The 19,551-nt window shown below is 71.9% G+C and carries 16 protein-coding genes; 5 read left to right on the top strand and 11 right to left on the bottom strand.

Features of this window, described 5'->3' with window-relative positions:
• Positions 1-33: 33 nt before the first annotated feature.
• Positions 34-1,422: a dihydrolipoyl dehydrogenase gene (gene lpdA / locus ACFU5O_RS00540; RefSeq protein WP_384234588.1), complete on the bottom strand. Its 1,389-nt coding sequence runs from the start codon at positions 1,420-1,422 to the stop codon at positions 34-36.
• A 405-nt stretch (positions 1,423-1,827) separates the two neighbouring features.
• Positions 1,828-3,378, bottom strand: a complete 1,551-nt coding sequence (locus ACFU5O_RS00535) for a leucyl aminopeptidase (RefSeq protein ID WP_384234585.1) — start codon at positions 3,376-3,378, stop codon at positions 1,828-1,830.
• A 435-nt stretch (positions 3,379-3,813) separates the two neighbouring features.
• On the opposite strand from ACFU5O_RS00535, the gene ACFU5O_RS00530 reads away from it, so the two are divergent.
• Entirely contained in the window at positions 3,814-5,877 is a 2,064-nt protein-coding gene (locus ACFU5O_RS00530; protein WP_384234583.1) for a hypothetical protein, read from the top strand.
• A 110-nt stretch (positions 5,878-5,987) separates the two neighbouring features.
• Here ACFU5O_RS00530 and ACFU5O_RS00525 read toward each other — a convergent pair whose 3' ends face one another.
• Complete coding sequence (locus ACFU5O_RS00525) at positions 5,988-6,773, bottom strand: adenosylcobinamide-GDP ribazoletransferase (RefSeq protein ID WP_384236319.1); 786 nt, start codon at positions 6,771-6,773, stop codon at positions 5,988-5,990.
• A 77-nt stretch (positions 6,774-6,850) separates the two neighbouring features.
• On the opposite strand from ACFU5O_RS00525, the gene ACFU5O_RS00520 reads away from it, so the two are divergent.
• Positions 6,851-7,621 (top strand): hypothetical protein, encoded by a 771-nt coding sequence (locus ACFU5O_RS00520; RefSeq protein ID WP_384234581.1) that lies wholly within the window; start codon positions 6,851-6,853, stop codon positions 7,619-7,621.
• On the opposite strand, the gene ACFU5O_RS00515 is transcribed toward ACFU5O_RS00520, so the two are convergent.
• The 4 genes from ACFU5O_RS00515 to ACFU5O_RS00500 form a co-directional block, all read right to left on the bottom strand.
• Positions 7,558-8,259 (bottom strand): hypothetical protein, encoded by a 702-nt coding sequence (locus ACFU5O_RS00515; RefSeq protein ID WP_384234578.1) that lies wholly within the window; start codon positions 8,257-8,259, stop codon positions 7,558-7,560. The two genes, ACFU5O_RS00520 and ACFU5O_RS00515, sit on opposite strands and share 64 nt — an antisense overlap.
• Positions 8,256-9,992 carry a phosphatidylglycerol lysyltransferase domain-containing protein gene (locus ACFU5O_RS00510; RefSeq protein ID WP_384234576.1) on the bottom strand — a complete coding sequence of 579 codons (1,737 nt, stop codon included), beginning with the start codon at positions 9,990-9,992 and terminating at the stop codon, positions 8,256-8,258. Before ACFU5O_RS00510 ends, ACFU5O_RS00515 begins: the two co-directional genes overlap by 4 nt.
• Before the next feature lie 78 nt (positions 9,993-10,070).
• Positions 10,071-11,162 (bottom strand): nicotinate-nucleotide--dimethylbenzimidazole phosphoribosyltransferase, encoded by a 1,092-nt coding sequence (gene cobT / locus ACFU5O_RS00505; RefSeq protein ID WP_384234574.1) that lies wholly within the window; start codon positions 11,160-11,162, stop codon positions 10,071-10,073.
• A 185-nt stretch (positions 11,163-11,347) separates the two neighbouring features.
• The gene (locus ACFU5O_RS00500; protein ID WP_384234572.1) at positions 11,348-12,553 is read right to left on the bottom strand and encodes a bifunctional adenosylcobinamide kinase/adenosylcobinamide-phosphate guanylyltransferase; all 1,206 of its coding nucleotides are present in this window, start codon (positions 12,551-12,553) and stop codon (positions 11,348-11,350) included.
• A 97-nt stretch (positions 12,554-12,650) separates the two neighbouring features.
• Between ACFU5O_RS00500 and ACFU5O_RS00495 the strand changes: the two genes are divergently transcribed.
• Complete coding sequence (locus ACFU5O_RS00495; protein WP_384234570.1) at positions 12,651-12,860, top strand: hypothetical protein; 210 nt, start codon at positions 12,651-12,653, stop codon at positions 12,858-12,860.
• Positions 12,861-13,058: 198 nt separating this feature from the next.
• On the opposite strand, the gene ACFU5O_RS00490 is transcribed toward ACFU5O_RS00495, so the two are convergent.
• From ACFU5O_RS00490 to ACFU5O_RS00475, 4 genes are all read right to left on the bottom strand, one after another.
• Entirely contained in the window at positions 13,059-14,120 is a 1,062-nt protein-coding gene (locus ACFU5O_RS00490) for a S1C family serine protease (RefSeq protein ID WP_384234568.1), read from the bottom strand.
• Between the two features lie 154 nt (positions 14,121-14,274).
• Positions 14,275-16,068: an ABC transporter ATP-binding protein gene (locus ACFU5O_RS00485; RefSeq protein ID WP_384234567.1), complete on the bottom strand. Its 1,794-nt coding sequence runs from the start codon at positions 16,066-16,068 to the stop codon at positions 14,275-14,277.
• 63 nt (positions 16,069-16,131) lie between these two features.
• Positions 16,132-16,866, bottom strand: a complete 735-nt coding sequence (locus tag ACFU5O_RS00480; RefSeq protein ID WP_384236316.1) for a class I SAM-dependent methyltransferase — start codon at positions 16,864-16,866, stop codon at positions 16,132-16,134.
• A 59-nt stretch (positions 16,867-16,925) separates the two neighbouring features.
• Positions 16,926-17,522, bottom strand: coding sequence for a DUF3043 domain-containing protein (locus ACFU5O_RS00475; protein ID WP_384234565.1), 597 nt, complete (start codon positions 17,520-17,522; stop codon positions 16,926-16,928).
• Between the two features lie 323 nt (positions 17,523-17,845).
• On the opposite strand from ACFU5O_RS00475, the gene ACFU5O_RS00470 reads away from it, so the two are divergent.
• A complete protein-coding gene (locus tag ACFU5O_RS00470) occupies positions 17,846-18,631 on the top strand; it encodes a PspA/IM30 family protein (RefSeq protein ID WP_384234563.1) in 786 nt (261 codons plus the stop codon).
• Between the two features lie 12 nt (positions 18,632-18,643).
• The gene (locus ACFU5O_RS00465; protein ID WP_384234562.1) at positions 18,644-18,922 is read left to right on the top strand and encodes a hypothetical protein; all 279 of its coding nucleotides are present in this window, start codon (positions 18,644-18,646) and stop codon (positions 18,920-18,922) included.
• Positions 18,923-19,551: the final 629 nt, after the last annotated feature.

The raw sequence follows: 19,551 nt of genomic DNA, 5'->3' as shown, positions 1-19,551 counted from the left end.
GTGCGGTAGTGGTCGTCGCGCCCGTTGACTGAATCAGTCGTGGGAGTGGAGGGGCTTGCCCGCCAGGGCCAGGTGGGCCTCGCCGAGCGCCTCGCTCTGGGTGGGGTGCGCGTGGATGAGCTGCGCGACCTCGGCCGGCAGAGCCTCCCAGTTGTAGATCAGCTGAGCCTCACCGACCTGCTCGCCCATACGGTCACCGACCATGTGGACGCCGACCACGGCACCGTCCTTGACCTGGACGAGCTTGATCTCGCCCGCGGTCTTCAGGATCTTGCTCTTGCCGTTGCCGGCGAGGTTGTACTTCAGTGCGACGACCTTGTCCGCGCCGTAGATCTCCTTGGCCTTGGCCTCGGTGACACCTACGGAGGCGACCTCGGGGTGGCAGTACGTCACCTTCGGGACACCGTCGTAGTCGATCGGAACGGTCTTCAGACCGGCCAGACGCTCCGCCACCAGGATGCCCTCGGCGAAGCCGACGTGCGCGAGCTGGAGGGTCGGGACGAGGTCGCCGACGGCCGAGATGGTCGGAACGTTGGTCTGCATGTACTCGTCGACCAGGACGTAGCCGCGCTCCATCGCGACGCCCTGCTCCTCGTAGCCCAGGCCCTGCGAGACCGGACCGCGGCCGACGGCGACCAGCAGCACCTCGGCCTCGAAGGTCTTGCCGTCGGCGAGGGTGACCCGCACACCGTCCTCGGTGTACTCGGCCTTCTCGAAGAAGGTGCCGAGGTTGAACTTGATGCCGCGCTTGCGGAAGGCGCGCTCAAGAAGCTTCGAGCTGTTCTCGTCCTCGACCGGGACGAGGTGCTTCAGGGCCTCGATGATCGTGACGTCGGTGCCGAAGGACTTCCACGCGGAGGCGAACTCGACGCCGATGACTCCGCCGCCCAGCACGATCGCGGAGTTCGGCACGCGGTCCAGGACCAGCGCGTGGTCGGAGGAGATGATGCGGTTGCCGTCGATCGTCAGACCCGGCAGCGACTTCGGCACGGAGCCGGTGGCGAGGAGGACGTGGCGGCCCTGGATGCGCTGACCGTTGACGTCGACCGAGGTGGGGGAGGACAGCCGGCCCTCACCCTCGATGTACGTGACCTTGCGGGAGGCGATCAGACCCTGCAGGCCCTTGTACAGGCCGGAGATCACCTCGTCCTTGTACTTGTGGACGGCCGGCACGTCGATGCCCTCGAAGCTGGCCTTGACGCCGAACTGCTCGCTCTCGCGGGCCTGATCGGCGATCTCGCCCGCGTGCAGCAGGGCCTTGGTGGGGATGCATCCACGGTGCAGGCAGGTGCCGCCGACCTTGTCCTTCTCGATCAGGGCGACGTCCAGGCCCAGCTGGGCTCCGCGCAGTGCCGCGGCGTAACCGCCGCTACCACCGCCGAGGATCACTAGGTCGAAAACGGTGCTGGCGTCGTTCGCCACGTCACGTCCTCCATGCATGTGCGCCGGGCGCCGGTCGTCGCCGACCCACGCGGCGGCTGGTGTTCGGCCGCTTTTCTTCGGCCCTGTGGTGGGGGCCCTGTCCTGCCGAGAACCCATCTTCGCACTTGTCGGCGGAAGGCGGGACGCGGGGCCGGGGTCTGGGACGGCGGTTCTGTCGTCTCCGGCGACTACCTGCCCGTACGGACCTACGGATTTCGTCGAAGGCGAACGGTGGGGCGCCGCCCCTTGTTCCATGTTCCCGGAGGTCGGCGCTCCGCCGGGGCGATTCGGCGGCCCCCGGCGGCCCCTCGTGTCCGGACCTCCGCGCGGTCCGTCCGTCGACGTGGTCCCGCCCCCTCCGGCTCGCGTCCGGGGCCGGGTGGCCCGGCCCCGGACGCACAGGCGTCAGCCCAGGTCGCCCGACGCGGTGCGCTCGGCGAGCTTCACCAGGGTGCGGACCGAGGAGCCGGTGCCGCCCTTGGGCGTGTAGCCGTACGGCGCGCCCTCGTGGAAGGCCGGGCCCGCGATGTCCAGGTGGGCCCAGGTGATGCCCTCGCCGACGAACTCCTTCAGGAACAGGCCGGCGACCAGGCCGCCGCCCATCCGCTCGCCCATGTTCGCGATGTCGGCGGTCGGCGAGTCCATGCCCTTGCGCAGGTCCGACGGGAGCGGCATCGGCCAGGAGTCCTCGCCGACCTCCTCCGCGATCTCGTGGACGGACGTACGGAACGCGTCGTCGTTGGCCATGATGCCGAACCGGCGGTGGCCCAGCGCCAGCACCATCGCGCCGGTCAGCGTAGCCACGTCCACGATCGCGTCCGGGTTCTCCTCCGACGCCTTGGTCAGTGCGTCGGCCAGCACGAGACGGCCCTCTGCGTCGGTGTTCAGCACCTCCACCGTCTTGCCGCTGTACATGCGCAGCACGTCACCGGGGCGGGTGGCGGTGCCGGACGGCATGTTCTCTGCGAGCGCCAGCCAGCCGGTGATGTTCACCTGCAGTCCGAGCCGGGCGCCCGCGACGACGGCGGCGAACACCGCGGCGGCGCCGCTCATGTCGCACTTCATCGTCTCGTTGTGACCGGCGGGCTTCAGCGAGATGCCGCCCGAGTCGTAGGTGATGCCCTTGCCGACGAAGGCCAGGGACTTCTCCGCCTTGGGGTGCGTGTACGTCAGCTTCACCAGACGCGGGGCGTGGGCAGCGCCCTGGCCGACGCCGAGGATGCCGCCGTAGCCGCCCTTGGCGAGGGCCTTCTCGTCGAGGACCTGCACCTTGATGCCGTGCTCCTTGCCGACGGCGGTCGCGACGGCGGCGAAGGACTCGGGGTAGAGGTCGTTCGGCGGGGTGTTGATCAGGTCGCGGGCGCGGTTGATCTCCTCGGTCAGCGCGACGGCGCGCTCGGCCGCGGCCTTGTAGGCCTTGTCGCGCGGCTTGGCGCCCAGCAGGGCGACCTCGGCCAGCGGCTGCTTCTTCCCGTTGCCCTTGGCGTCCTTGGCGTCCTTGGCGTTGCCGGTCGTCTGGTACGCGGTGAAGGCGTACGAGCCCAGCAGGGCACCCTCCGCGATCGCCTCTGCGTCCTCGGAGGCCTCGACCGGCAGCGCGAACGCGGCCTTCTTCGTGCCGGCCAGCGCCCGGGCCGCGGAGCCCGCGGCGCGGCGCAGGGACTCCGCGCGGTAGGCCTCGCCCTTGTCCGGGGCGGCGCCGAGACCGACGGCCAGCACGACCGGGGCCTTCAGGCCCGACGGCGCCGGCAGCTTGGTCACCTCACCCTCGGCACCGGAGGCGCCGAGGGTCTCCAGGACGGTGGCGAGCTTTCCGTCGAACGCCTTGTCCACGGCCTCGGCGCCGGTGGCGACGACGAGCCCGCTGCCGCCCTTGGGGCTCTTCGCGACGCCCACGACGATCGCGTCGGCGCGCAGCGTCGCAGCGCCGGCAGTGCTGAGAGTGAGAGCAGTCACGGTGGTGAAATCTCGCTTCCGTTGAGTTCGGTGGCCGAAGAGGTCGGGTCGGCCGTGCCCGGCGCATCGTAGATCGAGCGAGCCGGCGTGCCGGAACGAGCCTACGCGCGCCTGGGATGTTCGCTCACGCCAGCGGTGGTTCACCCGTTCGTGGCGTCTCCCGCCACGATCACCGTGCGGGGGGTGTGGCCTGGGTCACACTCGGTCGGAACGTGCAAGGGAGCGGGCCGCTCCTTTGCATGATTTCCACAGTTCCTCCCCGGATTCTTCGCAGGGGAGGTCTCCGAGGGGTGGGGATGCGCCATGGCGTACGGATTAGGTGAGAGCAGCGACGCGAGCAGAGATGCGAGCAGTCGTACGAGCAGACACACGAGCAGTCGTACGAGCGGGGCCGCGAGCAGTCTCGCGCAGCGGACCGGCACGAGGGGGGCGTACGTGAGAAGCACCGGCACGAGGGGACCGGGGAGGCTTGCCGGCCGGGCGGCGGTGGCGCTCACCACGTCGGCGCTCCTCGCGGTGGCGCTGCCGGCGTCGACCGCCGCGGCCGCGGACCCGGCGCCGCGGATCGACCTGAAGGTCCTCGTCGTCGACGACGGCGGCGAAGCGGTGGCCGCGGTCACCTCCGAGCTGCGCGGCACCGGGGTCCCGTACAGCGTCGTCGACCTCGACGACCCGGACCGTCCGCAGATCAGTGCGGCGTTCCTGAGCGACACCGTGGGCGGCCGGCCGCGGGCCAGGTACCAGGGCGTGGTGCTCCCGAACGAGGCACCGTTCGGGACGGACCCCGCCGGCGCCGCCGAGCAGGCCGCGCTCGCCGCGTACGAGACGACCTTCGGCATCCGCCAGGTCGACGCGTACACCTGGGCCCATCCGGGCGTCGGGCTCGACTACACCAGCGACGGCGGCTGGTCGGGTCCCCTGGACGGGACCGCGGCCGCCGTCACCGCCGCGGGCCGCTCCGGACCCTTCGGCTATCTCGACGGCGCGCTCGCCTTCGAGGACAACGCACCGGACGTCGCCGAGAGTTACGGCTTTCTGGCGCGTCCGCGCGAAGGGTTCACCAGTTACGTCGACGCGCCCGTCCCGGAAGGCGAGGGCCGCGCCAGCCTGCTGGGCGAGTACGCCCACGACGGGCGCCGCGAGCTCGTGGTGACGTTCGCGTACAACCAGCACCAGAGGCAGTTCCGCCTGCTGGCCCGCGGCATCGTCGAGTGGCTCACCCAGGGCGTCCATCTCGGACGGAGCCGCAACTACTTCTCGGTCCACGTCGACGACGTCCTCGCGCCCGACGCCCGCTGGGACAAGGACCGCAACTGCACGCCCGGCGACATCGACTGCGGCGACGGCGGCGAGGACACCACGCCGGAGATCCGGATGACCGCCGCCGACGCGCAGTACGCCGCCCAGTGGCAGCAGACCAGCGGATTCACGCTCGACATGGTCTACAACGCGGGCGCCGGCGAGGAGTGGAAGGCCGAGCACGGCGGCAGCGACGCACTCACCGCGCAGCTGCTCGCCGACCGGGCGAAGTACCGCTGGATCAACCACACCTGGACGCATCTGTTCCTCGGCTGCGTCCAGGACGTCTCCGTCGTCCCGTGGCAGTGCACGAAGGACGCCGCGGGCAACACGCGGTACATGAGCCGGGCCGAGATCTCCGCCCAGATCCGCGACAACCACAACTGGGCGGTGAACAAGGGCATCTCCGTCGACCGCGCCGAGCTGGTCACCGGTGAGCACTCGGGTCTCAGGACGCTTCCTCAGCAGCCGGCGGACAACCCCAACCTGGCCTCCGCGCTCGCCGACAACGGCGTCAGGTGGATCGCCAGTGACAACTCCCGCGAGCCGCAGCAGCGGGCCGTGGGCAGCGCCCTCACCGTGCCCCGCCACCCGATGAACGTGTACTACAACACGGGCACCGCGGCGGAGATGGCCGACGAGTACAACTGGATCTACACGTCCCGGGCGGACGGCGGCAGCGGCATCTGCGAGAGCAATCCGGCCTCCACCTGTCTGGACGAGCCGCTGGACGAGCAGACCGGCTACGCGGCGTACATCGTCCCGCAGGAGGTGAGGATCGCCCTCGGCCATGCCGTCGCCAACGACCCGCGCCCGCACTACGTCCACCAGTCCAACCTGGCGGAGGGGCGCATCCTCTACCCGGTGCTCGACGGGGTCCTGGCCGGCTACGGCTCGCTGTTCGCCGACAGCGCGCCGCTGGTCAACCTCCGCCAGGGGGACATCGGTACGGAGCTGAGCCGACGTTCCGCCTGGCAGAAGGCCCTCGACGGCGGAAGGGTCACGGCGTACCGGATCGGCGGCACCGTCACGGTCCAGGCCCCGTCAGGCGTCGACGTGCCCGTCACCGCCCCGGAGGGTACCCGCAGGCAACTCCTGCTCGGCACGGCCGCCTTCGGCACCCCGTACGCGGGACAGCGGTCGGCCTGGACCGGTCCTGACCTGCTCCAGTCCGCCGTCACCCTGCGGCTGCCCGCCTGATCCACGCGCCCGAACCGGGAGACCGGGCGCATCGCAGACGCACCCCGGCCGGTGAGGCCGGGGTGCGTCGGTCCCACCGGGAGTGCCCCGGTCCCGGACCGTCCGACCCGTCAGCCCAGCGTCAGCGCGATCAGCGCCGCCGTACCCGCCGTCTCCGCCACCGCTCCGAACACATCGCCCGTCACGCCGCCGAAGCGCCGCACGCAGTGCCGCAGCAGCAGGTGGGCGGCGGCGAGTGCGAGCACGGCCGCCAGCGCGTGGTGCACCGCACCGCCCCTGCCGAACAGTGCGCCCGCGCCGGCGCACGCCGCGATGACGAGGAACGCGGCCGCCGCCGCGGAGCGGGCCGGCACGGTCCCGGCCACGGCGGCACCGAGGCCCTCCGGACGGGCCGCGGGTATGCCGCTGCGCGAGGCGAGGGTGAGGGCGAGGCGGGCCGTGACTCCCGCGAGGGTCGCGGCGACCGCGCCCCGGGCCCAGTCCCCGCCCCCGTAGAGCTCGTACAGCGCCCCGACCTGGGCCAGCAGCACGAGGACGAGGGTGATGACACCGAACGGCCCGATGTCCGACTGCTTCATGATCCGCAGAGCGTCCTCCGCGGGCTTGCCGCTGCCCAGCCCGTCGGCGGTGTCGGCGAGCCCGTCCAGGTGCAGCCCGCGGGTGAGGGCGGCCGGCAGGGCGGCGGAGGCCACCGCGGCAAGCAGCGGGCCCGCGCCCAGTGCCATCAGCAGCACGCCCGCCGCCGCCGCGTCCAGGCCGACGACCAGCCCGGCGAGCGGAGCGCACAGCATGCCCGCGCGCGCCGCGTGGCGGTCCCAGCGGGTGACCCGTACCGGCAGCACGGTGAGGGTGCCGAAGGCGAACCGTATGCCGGTGACCGGGCCGGCTGTCGTCATGGAGCTCACGGCGCGCAGAGTAGTCGGTGCGCTCCGGCGGTAAATTGCGCATGACGGACAAAAAGGGAGCGAGTGGCATGGGTCACTGGTTTTACCGCAACATCGTGGAACCGGGAAAGCTCCCGCTGCTGCTCGCGCTGGCCGCGTTCGTCCTGACCTTCCTGATCACCCGCACGGTCACCCGGCTGATCCGGGCCGGAAAGGGCCCGTTCGGCAACGTCAGCTCCGGCGGCCTCCACATCCATCATGTGGTGCCCGGCGTCGTCCTCACCGTGGTCGGCGGCTTCGGATCGGTCGCCAGCAGCCAGCAGACCGGCGCCGGCACCGCCGTCTTCGCGGTGGTCTTCGGCATGGGGGCAGGGCTCGTACTCGACGAGTTCGCGCTGATCCTCCATCTCGACGACGTCTACTGGACCGAGGACGGCCGCAAGAGCGTCGAGGTCGTGGTCCTCACCGCCGCCCTGCTGCTGCTGGTCCTGGGCGGCTTCGCGCCGCTCGGCGTCAACGACCTCAGCGAGGACGAGCGGGACGACCGGCGGCTCTTCCTGCTGTTCCTGGCCGTCAACTTCTGCTTCGTCCTGGTCTCGCTGTTCAAGGGCAAGCTGCGGATGGCGATCATCGGCACACTGGTGCCGTTCGTGGCGCTCATCGGCGCACTCAGGCTGGCACGCCCCGCCTCACCCTGGGCCAAGCGGCTCTACCGGAGCCGCCCGCGCTCCCGCGCGCGGGCGACACTCCGGGCCTTCCGCCACGACAAGCGCTGGAGCGGTCCCCGCCGCAGATTTCAGGACCTGATCGGCGGCGCGCCCGACCGGCTGCCCGCAGCCCGTGACCCCGATCCCCGATGACGCAATGCCGTCGCCGCGCAGGCCACCAGCACCGCCGCGATGGCCGCCAGATGCTCCTTGCCCGCCAGATTGTTCTTGACCAGGACCTCGACGACCATCGCCACGATCACCAGGTACAGCGTCAGCCGGGCCCGGTGGAGGTAGCAGACGTAGACGGCGAGGCCGACGACCGCGGCCGAGGGGCCGGTGTCCACGACCTGGGCGTCAGAGGCGGGCAGCCCCAGCGGATTCTCCGGGCCGACCGCGATCGCGATCCGCGCGTACATCGTCCCGGCCAGCGTGGACACGTACGCGATCACGAGCGCACGCCTGCGCCCCAGGCAGATCTCGGCGATACCGAAGACCACCAGGATCTGCGCGAGCGCCCCCCATACCGGGAGATCGAGTGCCGGGACGAAGAGGGAGAGCGGTGTGCGCAGGAGGGCGAGCCACAGAGGGTCCTCTGCCCGCACCGAGCCGATGTGCTGCACCGGCTGATAGCCCCAGGACTGGTTCTGGACGAACTGGAAGAGCCCCGTGAGACAGACGGCCGCGAGGGTCATCGGGACGGCCCGCCATCCCTTCACGACGAGCGCGGTGCGGACGGTCGTGGCGAGCGGTCCCCACTCGTGGCGCGCGACCGCGCGCGCCCGGTTCACCGCCGGCTCTCCAGGTGCTTGCGGTGCACCCACTTGGGCAGGCCCGGGGCTTCCAGGAAGCCCTCGGCGCGGCCTGCGGCGAGGCCGATGCGCAGAAGGTCGGCGCTCTTTTCGAAGAGCATGAATCGCGGCTCCCAGATCGGTCGGTACTTGGCGTTGGCGCGGTACAGCGACTCGATCTGCCACCAGCGGGAGAAGAAACTCAGCAGCGAGCGCCACAGCCTCAGCACGGGACCCGCCCCGAGCTTCGCGCCACGTTCGAAGACCGACCTGAACATCGCGAAGTTCAGTGACACCTGAGTGATCCCGATCTCGCGGGAGCTCCGCAGCAGCTCGATGACCATGAACTCCATCAGCCCGTTCCCGGAGTCCCTGTCGCGGCGCATGAGGTCGAGGGAGAGCCCGGCCGGCCCCCAGGGGACGAAACTGAGCAGCGCCCGCAACTCGCCCTCGGCGTCGCTGCATTCGAGCATGACGCAGCGCCCGTCGGCCGGGTCGCCGAGCCTGCCGAGCGCCATCGAGAAACCCCGCTCGGTGGCGCCGTCGCGCCAGTCGTCGGCACGCCGCAGCAGCTCGGCCATCTCGTCGGCGGGTATCTCCTCATGGCGCCGGATGCGCACCTCGTAGCCGGAGCGCCGCACCCGGTTGTGCGCCTGCCGTACGGTCCGCATCGCCCGGCCCTCGAGACTGAACTCGTCGGTGTCGACGATCGCCTCGTCGCCCAGCTCCAGGGCGTCCATGCCGTGCCGGGCGTAGACCGTTCCGGCCTCCTCGCTCGCGCCCATCACCGCCGGGATCCAGCCGTGCTCGCGGGCCTCGGCCAGCCAGGGCTCGATCGCGCCGGGCCAGGCCTCGGGGTCGCCGATCGGGTCGCCGGAGGCGAGCGAGACCCCGCCGACGACACGGTAGGCGACGGCGGCCTTCTCGCTGGGCGACCAGATGACGCTCTTCTCGCGGCGCAGCGCGAAGTAGCCGAGCGAGTCACGCTCACCGTGCCGGTCGAGCAGCTCGCGGAGCCTTCTCTCGTCGTCCTCGGTGATCGGGTCCACGGCGCGGCGGGAGCGGAAGGCCGCGAACAGCACGGCGAAGAGGAGAAGGGCGGACAGGACGTTGATGGTGACGTCCACCCAGCCCGGTGTGGCGACCCCGGGGAGCCTGTCCTCGTCGGCGGCGAGCGACACCAGCCGCATCGCCCCGTACCGCCACCGCTCCAGGAAGGTGGAGCCGCCGGCCGCGGTGTTGGTGGCGGTGACGAGAACCGCGGAGAGGAGCGAGGTGACGAGGAGCCCACCGGTCGCGACGGCCGCGGCGAGCCGGGGGTTCGAGCGGTCACCCTTCGCGTAGAACTCGCGCCTGCCGAGGAGGAGGGCGACCACGAAGGCGGTCGTCAGGGCGAGCGACACCCAGTTCTGCGGACACCGCCGGAACTCCGGGAAGAACATCGCGAGCACGAAGAGGCCCAGCAGAAGCCCGCTGAGCACCAGGTTGAGGATCCAGGCGGCGCGCTTGCGGCGGCGCATGGTGATCGCGAGGAACAGGGTGAAGACGCCCGGGGCGAAGCCCGCGGTGAGCAGATACGGAGTGAAGTACTCGTCCGTGTTGTGACGGCGGAGGTCCTGGCCGAGCGATACCCAGACCGCACTCAGGAAGTTGACGAACGTGACGGCGCGCAGATACCAGACGGCGCATGCCGCGCTGCGGCGCGAACGGGCGGACAAGCGGACCACTCCCATGACACGTGAGCTCGTACGGCATCACGTGACACGGAGATGGGTGCGGCAGGGCACATGGCCCGACCGCACCCGGGCGCGTCAGTCCGTGTCCGTACTCTCCGCGCTCTCCGCACCCTCGACGTCCTCCTCGCGCTCGGGCAGCTCGGCGGCGAGCGCCGCGGCGGCCTGGACGAGGGGGAGTGCAAGCAATGCCCCGGTTCCTTCGCCGACAGTGACGCCGTGGTCGAGCAGGGGGTTGAGCGCCATCCGGTCCAGCGCCTTGGCCTGGGCCGGCTCACCGCTGACCTGGCCCGCGAGCCACCAGTCCGGCGCACGGAACGCCGCACGCTGCGCGACCAGCGCACATGCCGCGGACACGACGCCGTCGAGGATCACCGGCATCCGGCGTACGGCGGCCTGCAGCAGAAAGCCCGTCGTCGCGGCGAGATCCGCGCCGCCGACCGCCGCCAGCAGCTGGAGCTGGTCGCCCAGCACGGGGCGCGCACGGCGCAGCGAGTCACGGATCGCCGCGCACTTGCGCATCCACGCGAGGTCGTCGATCCCGGCGCCGCCCCGTCCGGTGACGACCGACGCGTCCGTTCCGCACAGCGCGGCGACGAGTGCGGACGCGGAGGTGGTGCCGCCCACACTGAGGTCTCCGAGGACCACGAGATCGGTACCGGAGTCGGCCTCCTCGTCGGCGATCGCCATGCCGAGGCGCACGGCCTCCTCCGCCTCCTCCGCGGTGAGGGCGTCCTCGACGTCGATCCGTCCGCTGCCCCGGCGCACCCGGTGGCGCACCACGTCCGCCGGGAGCAGCGCCGGGTCGCAGTCGAGCCCCGCGTCGACGATCCGCACCGGGACGTTCATCCGCCGTGCCAGCACGGCTACCGGGCTCGCGCCCTCCAGCACGGACCGCACGAGCTCGTACGCGGTGCCCGCGGGCCGCCCCGAGACTCCAAGCTCCGCGACCCCGTGGTCCCCGGCGAACAGCACCACCCGCGGCTGTTCCACCGGCCTCACCGGAACGGCCCCCTGCGCGGCCGACAACCACTCCCCGAGCTCGTCCAGCCGCCCCAGCGCCCCGGGCGGCACGGACAGCCGCTCCCGGCGTTCCTCGGCGTCGCGCCGCATACCGCTGTCGGGGCGCTCGATCAGATCGGAGAAGTCGTCGAGATTCAGCGAGCTCATTCGCCGAACAGTACCGGCAGCAGGCCTCCTTGTCGGTGCCGGGCCGTCTCCCCCGCAGCCCCCGGGCGCGACGGTCCGGGCGCCCCGCGCCGATGACACGGTCGACCACCGCCGTGCCTGCGCCCGACGGCGCGGCGACCCCGAGATCCGCGGACGCCGTCGCCGCCGTCACCGCGGGCGCGGCGTCAGCCGCGCAGCGGCAGTGCCTGGCCCGCGACGACCAGCAGCAGGTGCTCGCACTCCGAGGCGAACGCCGCGTTCAGACGGCCCAGTTCGTCGCGGAAGCGGCGGCCCGAGGCCGTGGCGGGGACGATGCCCGAGCCGACCTCGTTGGTGACCGCGACGACGGTGCGGTGTGTCGCGCGGAGCGCCGCGACGAGTTCCGCCGTGCGCCGGTGGACGGCCTCGCGGCCGGAGGTCTCCCACAGCTCGTCGTCCCACGCCCCCGCCCGGTCCATCGCGTCCGTCAGCCACAGCGCCAGACAGTCGATCAGCAACGCGGGCCCGGTCTCCTCCGCCAGCAGCGGCACGAGATCGCAGGTCTCGACCGTCCGCCAGGAACCCGGCCGGCGATCGCGGTGTGCCGCGACCCGGGCCTTCCAGTCGGGGTCGTCGGCGCGGGTGCCGCTCGTGGCCACGTACAGCACATCGGGATAGGCCTCCAGCCGCCTCTCCGCCTCGAGCGACTTCCCTGACCGCGCCCCGCCCGTGACGAGCGTGCGCCGGGGCACGTCCGGTACGTCGCGGTACTCGCCGACGTACACCGTCGTGCCGTCCGGAACCGTCCGTGCCCCTGCCGCCGCCAGCCGCCGCTCCAGCTCCGCACCCGGCGGCACGTCGTGGTCGATGTGGACGGCGATGACGTCCGTCGTCGGACCGACCGCCCCCACCGCCCGCAGCCGCGCCAGCCCGTCGGGCCGTCCGACGACATCGCCGACGACCATCTCGTACGGAGGCGTCGGCCCCTCCGCGAGCCCCGCGGGTGCCGCGCCGGGCGGCATGTACAGCAGCCGCTCGCCGTCCGGCGAGGTCACCTCGTACCCCGTGCCCGGCGCGTCCATGGCCACCGCCCGCACCCGGTGCCCGCTGATGAGCGTCAGCTCCTGGCCGTCCGGCACGCGCCCCGCCGTCGGCAGTCCGGCCGGCAGTTCCATCGCGGGCCCGTCGTGCGGGTGCGTCAGCAGCACCTGCCGCACCCCGACGAGCGAGTGCCCGGAGCGGGCCGCGGCCAGCGCGGCCCCCGGGGTCAGGTCGAGCAGCAGCGCCCCGTCCACCAGCAGAGCGGTCGCGGCGCGTGCCTGCGTACCGCGGGCGGCGGCGCAGACGGCGCAGGGGCAGTCGGGGCGGGGCAGGCCGCTGGGGGCACCTGTGCCGAGCAGAGTCAGTTCCACAGGACGATCCTCCCGCGTCCCCGTCGGCGGTGCGCGCCCGGCTACGCTGCGGGCAGCAACTGATCAGCTGGTGGGACCCGACACCCGGGAGGCGCACATGGCGTGGACGTGGCGGTTCGAGAAGTCCGACGGGACGGAGGTCCAGCCGGCCGTGGAGCCGGAGGAGTTCAGCACGCAGGGGGACGCCGAGTCCTGGATCGGTGAGGTCTGGAAGGAGCTGCTCGAGGGCGGCGCGGACCGGGTGTTCCTGTTCGAGGACGGCAGCGAGATCTACGGGCCGATGAGCCTGCACGCCGAAGAGGCCTGAGCGGCAACGAGGCTGTGCCGGGCCGGGGGCGACCCGCTCGTCCCCGGCCTCCGGGCCCGATCCGCAGGACAGGGTCTCCGGGCCTGAACCATCCGCAGGACAGGGTCTCCCGGGCCTGAACCATCCGCAGGACAGGGTCTCCGGGCCTGAACCTCCGCAGGGCAGGGTCTCCGGGCCTGAACCTCCGCAGGGCAGGGCCTAGACCTTCCCCAGCCTGACCTCAGCCGTCCGCTGTTTCCCGTCCCTCTGGTACGTCACCTTCACCTTCTGCCCCGGCCGGTCCGACGCCAGCGCCTCCGCGAGCGAGGTGATCGTCGTGATCTCGTCGTCACCCAGTCTGGTGATGATGTCGCCGATCCGGAGTCCGGCCCTGTCGGCGGGACCGTCCTTCGCCACCTCGACCAGGGCCACGCCGGACGGCTCGTAGCCGTTGCCCAGAACCGTGCGGACCCGGACGCTCAGCGCCGCCCGCCCCGAGTCGGTGACCTTTCCGTACCTGATGATCTGGTCGGCGACGGTCCTCACCATCGACACCGGTATCGCGAAGCCGATGCCCGGCGCCGGGGCGTCGCCCAGGCCCGGGTCGGTCGCGGCGAGCGTCGGGATGCCGATGACCTCGCTGTTCAGATTGACCAGCGCGCCCCCGCTGTTGCCGGGGTTGATCGCCGCGGATGTCTGCACCATGTTCCCGATGGTGGCCCCCACGCCGCCGCCTTCCGGCGTCTCGCTCACCGTACGGCCCACGGCCGAGACGATCCCCTGCGTCACGCTGCCGGACAGGCCGAGCGGGGAGCCCATGGCCAGCACGATGTGCCCGACCTCCACATCGGCCGAGTCCCCGAACCTCGGCGGCTTCAGCCCGGCCGGCACACGGTCCAGTCTGACGACCGCGAGATCCTGCTCCGGGTACGCCGCCACCAGGCTCGCGGCCACCGGCTCATCGCCGGTGGCGAGGGTGACCTTGAAGTCCTTCTCGCTGTCGATCACATGGGCGTTGGTGACGATATGGCCGTTGGCGTCGTACACGATGCCCGAGCCCACACGGTCGCCCGCCTCGATCTGGACGACGGACGGCAGCACGTTCCTGATCACGGTCCGGTAGTCGGTCTCCAGTCCGCTCTCGCCGCGGACGGCAGGTGGCGCGGCCTGTGTCGTCGACTCGGGTCCGGCGGTACGGCCGCCGTAACAGCCACCGGCCAGTGCGACCGCGCAGCCCCCTGCCACCATGAGCGCGACTGCGCGGGCACGGGATATGTCCATGCTCGGAGTTTCCTTCGGCCGGGGCCGCGCGGCCTGTTATGCACCCCCGATCAGGGATCCGCCCGTCGAACGGACTCCCTGCCCCGGCCGGTCTCCCAGCGACGGCCGGCCCTCTCGCGGACTCTCCACGTCCTCGGTCGGCCCGCGCGCGGCCTCACGGCGCCGAAGCCAGGAGCTGCGTCGCCGCCAGCTCCCCGTACAGCGGGTCCTCCGCCACCAGCTCGGCATGCGTCCCCACCGCCCGCACCCGGCCGGCGTCCATCACCACGATCCGGTCCGCCAGCGTCACCGTCGACAGCCGGTGCGCGACCACCAGGATGGTCATCTCACGTGCCGCCTCGGCGACGACATCCCGTAGCGCCATCTCGTTGACGGCGTCCAACTGCGACGTCGCCTCGTCGAGCAGCAGCAGCCGGGGACTGCGCACCAGCGCCCGGGCGATCGCCACTCTCTGCCGCTCACCGCCCGACAGCTTGGAGCCGCGGTGCCCCACCAGCGTCTCGAGCCCGTCCGGCAGCCGGTCGACCAGCGCGTCAAGTCTCGCCCGCACGAGCACATCCCGGATCTCCTCGTCGGTCGCGTCCGGCGCGGCGAAGACGAGGTTCTCCCGCAGGGTCCCCGCCAGTACCGGGGCGTCCTGCTCCACATAGCCGATGGAGGCCCGCAGCTCCGGCAGGTCCCAGTCGCGCACGTCCTTGCCGCCCACCAGGATCCGGCCGCCGGTCGCCTCGTAGAACCGCTCGATCAGCCCGAACACGGTGGTCTTGCCCGCGCCCGAAGGACCGACGAACGCCGTCATCCCTGCGCCCGGCACCTCGAAGCTCACTCCGTGATGGACGTACGGCAGATCCTCGCGGTACCTGAAGGTCACGTCCTCGAACCGCACGGACGCGGGGCGGGTGCCCACCGACGTCCCGGCCGGACGGACCGGCCCCGCCTCCAGTGGCTCCGTCTCCAGCCGCTCCGCCTCCGCGATCCGCGCGATCGCCGCCGAGCCCACCTGATACTCGGAGACCGCGTCCACCAGCTTCGACACCGGCTCGATCAGGAAGAAGAGATAGAGCAGGAACGCCATCAGCGTCGATACGGATATCGCACCCGACGCGACCCGCGCCCCGCCGATCCCCAGCACGGCCAGGAACGACACCTGTACCGCGAGACCGACCGACGACCAGGCCACCGACTGCCACTTCGCGGTGCGCACCCCGTGCCGCCAGGCCCGCCGAGCCGCCGCTTCGACGATCGACGCCTCCCGCGCCTCGGCACCCGACGCCTTTACGGTGCGGAACGCACCGAACACCCGCTCCAGCACCGCCGAGATCTCCCCGACCGCCTCCTGGGACTGCCGGGTGGCCCGCGCGATCCGTGGCATCACCAGGGCGACGGCGCCACCGATCAGCACGATCACGACCAGCGTGACACCGAGCAGGACCATGTCCATCACCGCCATCATCACGATCGCCGCGATGAAGGCGAGCCCGCCCGTGACGGCCGAGACGATCGACCGCGTGGTGACCGCGCGCAGCAGCGTCGTGTCCGAGGTGACCCGGGACATCAGATCGCCCGGCTGTGTCCGCTCCACCTCCGGCAGCCGCAGCCGCAGCAGCCGCCCGATCAGCGTCCGTCGCGCGGCCAGCACCACCGACTCCGCAGTGCGCTCCAGGAGGTACGCCCCGGCCGCCTCGATCACGGTGCCGATCACCACGAGCGCGGTGAGCACCAGCAGAACGCCCATGATCGGCTCGTCGTCCCCGAGCCGGTCGACCAGGGTCTTGGCGGCGAGCGGCTGGAGCACCCCGCTCGCGGCGGCCGCGAGCGAGAACAGGGCGCCCAGCGCGACGGTCCACCTGTGCGGGCGGAAGTGGCGGTACAGCGCCCGGAAGGTCTCGCGTGCGGGCAGGCGGGCCGCTGTGTCGTCCGGCGTGGACGCGTCCGATGCAGTTGTCACGCCGGAAAGGACGCGAGCGGGGCTCCACCACCTGACCGGCGGGCGGAGCTCACACCGAACGCCTCAGCCCCGGACCCCGCACAGATGGAGCAGCGCGGCCACCGCGCGGTAGGGATCCGTCCGCCCCGCCCTGTCCTCCGCCGCCAGCAGCTGTTCGAGCTCGTCGCCGACGGGCGGTTCCGCCTCGTTCGCGACGTTGTCCGAGAAGACCCGCACCCCGTACCAGGCCTGAAGCGGCGCCGCGATCCCCGCGAGCGTGGCCGTCAGGGAGGCAAGCCGGTCGGCGCGGACGGACAGGCCCAGTCGGTTCGTGTAGACGTCAGTGTCGAAGGCCGTCAGCGCCGCGGACCAGTCACCTGCCAGCCCCGGACGCATGGCCAGCGCGTCCCCGTTGCGTACGAGCAGGGAGAGCAGACCGCCGGGCGCGAGCATCCGCGCCAGGCCCGCGAGCATCGCGTCGCGGTCCTCGACGTACATCAGCACCCCGTGGCACAACACCACGTCGAACGAGCCGGGCAGGAAGTGCACCCCGGTGTCGCGCCCGTCGCCCTCGAGCATCCGGAAGCGCTCGCGGATACCCGCAGGCTCGTCCGCCAGCGCCTCGCGGGCCACCGTCAGCATCCCGGCGTCGGACTCCAGGCCGGTCACCGTGTGCCCGGCCCGCGCCAGGCGCAGCGCCTGGGTGCCCTGGCCCATGCCGACGTCGAGGATCCGCAACCGCCTGCCCACCGGGAAGCGCCCGGCGATCTGCTCGTCCAGCTGACGCGCGACGAGCTCTTGTCGAACGGTGTTGCGCAGCCCGCCAAGGCCTTCGAGCCAGGCAGCCGCACCGTCACCGAACCGGGAGACGTCCGCGCTCAGGGCCGCTCTCCGCGCTTGACCTGAGGCTTCGGCAGACGCAGTCGGCGCATCTGGAGCGTGCGCATCAGGCCGTACGCGAGGGCGCCGCGCTTCGGCTCGTTCGGAAAGCGCTCGTTCAGCTGCTTGCGCAGGCGGAACCAGAGGCCGATCGAGTCGATCACGATCATCACGATGACGCCGAGCCACAGCAGCAGGGCGATGTTCTGCAGCTGGGGCACCCGGATCATGGAGAGCACCAGGATCACCACGGCGAGCGGCAGGAAGAACTCCGCGATGCTGAAACGCGCGTCGACGTAGTCGCGCACGAAGCGGCGCACCGGCCCCTTGTCCCGGGCAGGCAGATAACGCTCGTCACCGCCGGCCAGTGCCTCGCGCTGCTTGGCCAGATCGGCACGGCGCGCTTCACGCTGACGGCGCATGGCGTCCTTGCGGTCGGCAGGTGCCGACTGCGCACGCCGACGCTGGGTCTGGGCCTCACTCCGCTTCGGGGTCGGGCGGCCCTTCGGGGCCTCGGGGTCGCGGGGCTGCTTGGAGAGGTCCGCCGTCACCTTGTCGGTGGGGGCCTTCTCTTCCTTGGAACGGCTACGGAACACAAAACCCAAGGGTACGGGGTGCCACCCCCGGACCCCAGCCCCCTGGGGAACGATCCGGCAACGGCGAGCGTCTGTAGGGGGCAGAAGCAGGCACGACAGACCGCGGAAGAGACCGAGTGCCGACGCGGAACGACACCGCGACCGGCATCCCTGACGGCCACCTACTCCTTGCGCCGGATCGGAGCCGTCAGCAGGTCGTTCTTGGGGAGGAGCGCATCCGCGCCCGAACGGTGCGGTAATGGATGCAGGGCCCGTACTGTGGGTTCTGGAGTAGCTGGAGCCAGTCCGTCAGAAGGGGGCGCGCGAAGCCCATGAGCGGTGTCATGAAGCGTATGGGGATGATCTTCCGCGCGAAGGCAAACAAGGCCCTTGACCGGGCCGAGGATCCGCGCGAAACCCTCGATTACTCGTACCAGAAGCAGCTGGAGCTGCTGCAGAAGGTGCGCCGTGGCGTCGCCGACGTGGCGACCTCCCGCAAGCGCCTCGAGCTGCAGCTGAACCAGCTCCAGGGCCAGTCCACGAAGCTGGAGGACCAGGGCCGCAAGGCACTGGCGCTCGGCCGTGAGGACCTGGCGCGTGAGGCGCTCTCCCGCCGCGCCGCTCTCCAGCAGCAGGTCACGGACCTGGAGACGCAGCACCAGACGCTGCAGGGCGAGGAGGAGAAGCTCACCCTCGCCGCCCAGCGGCTGCAGGCCAAGGTCGACGCCTTCCGCACGAAGAAGGAGACCATCAAGGCCACGTACACAGCGGCCCAGGCACAGACCCGGATCGGCGAGGCCTTCTCCGGCATCTCCGAGGAGATGGGCGACGTCGGCCTGGCGATCCAGCGCGCCGAGGACAAGACCGCACAGCTGCAGGCCCGTGCCGGCGCGATCGACGAGCTGCTCGCCTCGGGTGCTCTGGACGACCCGACCGGCATGGCGAAGGACGACATCGCTGCCGAGCTGGACCGGATCTCCGGTGGTACGGACGTCGAGCTGGAGCTGCAGCGCATGAAGGCCGAGCTGGCCGGGGGCAGCAGCTCCCAGCAGCAGGCCATCGAGGGCGGTAACGGCGCCGCGCAGGACCAGGCGGGGGACCGGACCCAGCACAAGTTCGACAAGCAGTAGGGACGGCGCGTCATGATCGTACGGATCATGGGGGAGGGCCAGTGGAGGGTCGACGACGGACATTTCGGCGAGCTGAACAAGCTGGACGACGAGCTGCTCGCCGAAATGGAGTCGGGTGACGAGGACGGCTTCCGCCGCACTCTCTGCGGTCTGCTCGACGCGGTCCGCCGGCTCGGCGCCCCGCTCCCTGACGACTCCCTGGAGCCGTCCGAACTGATCCTCCCGTCGCCGGACGCGACGCTCGACGAGGTCCGGGAGATGCTGAGCGACGACGGCCTCATCCCGGGCTGACAGCCCGGCCACCGGCTTGACGGCCCGCGCCCGGACCATGCTCCGGGCGCGGGCCGTCGCGCTGCCCCGGGCCGACGGGGCGGTCGCCGGGCACCCGCCGAGCGTGCTTGCGCGCGGGCGTGCCGGTGAGGCGGCGGGGCGTGGGTGCGGGTGGCGCGCGGGTTGCCGTTCCGGCAGGGCGCGTGTCCAGTGGCGGGACCGTGCGCCGGGGCGCGCGTGTCCGGCCCGTGCCGGTCCGCGGGAGTACCTGACCGGGCTGCCCGGGCAGCCCCCGTTCCGCCGCAGGGCTGAGTGTGCTGCGCGGGTTGCCGGTCGGGCTGTGGGCGTCAGCATGCGGGCTGCGGGCTGCGGGCTGCGGGCTGCGGGTTTGCGGGCTGCCGGTCGGGCCGCGGGGTACCTGACGGGCCGGGGTGCCTGCCCGAGCCGGGCGTGCGTGTCCGGCGTGGGCTGTTCCGTCGCGGGCGTGCGTGTGCTGCGCGGGTTGCCCGTCCGGCCGTGGGCAGCATCATGTCCACCGGCGGGCTGCCGGTCGACGCGCGGGGGTAGCGGGGGTACACGCGGGGGGTACCTGACGGGCCGGGCGTGCGTGTCCGGCGTGGGCTGTTCCGCCCAAGGAGTGCCTGTGCTGC

This window comes from Streptomyces sp. NPDC057445, assembly GCF_042802855.1.
Lineage (GTDB): Bacteria > Actinomycetota > Actinomycetes > Streptomycetales > Streptomycetaceae > Streptomyces.
Note: the sequence above shows the minus strand (reverse complement) of the source record. Positions and strands in the feature narration are given on the sequence as shown.